Below are 336 nucleotides of genomic sequence, written 5' to 3' on the forward strand. Positions count from 1 at the left end.
CAAGCGCGTCGCGCTGGGCTTCCAGCGCTTTTCTCGCTTCGCCTTCACCCCAGATGACGAGCTTCCATTCGGGGTGGTCGCTGGCCACCTTGGCGAAGGCTTCGAGCAGCCGGTCGAAGCCTTTTTGCTCCGTCAGCCGGCCGACGGCGGTGAGCACATTGTTGCCGCGCTTCTTTTGCCAGCCGGTTGGCAGGTTGATGGCATTGGCGATCACTCTCCCGTGGCGGCGAACATCCGGCGGGAAATAGTCGAGAGCCCCCTTGGTCATGGTCACCAGCGCAAAGGCGCGTGGGTAGAGGCGAAGCTGCAGCCATTTCCAGAAGGGGCCGAAGGGCT

The 336-nt window shown here is 63.4% G+C and carries 1 protein-coding gene; it reads right to left on the reverse strand.

Annotated features, from left to right (window positions below; translation table 11 throughout):
* Nucleotides 1-336, reverse strand: a 336-nt coding sequence (locus L981_RS30875; protein ID WP_043625908.1) for a glycosyltransferase, incomplete at both ends; no start/stop codon positions are given.

The organism is Ensifer sp. ZNC0028 (assembly GCF_000799055.1).
GTDB lineage: Bacteria > Pseudomonadota > Alphaproteobacteria > Rhizobiales > Rhizobiaceae > Ensifer.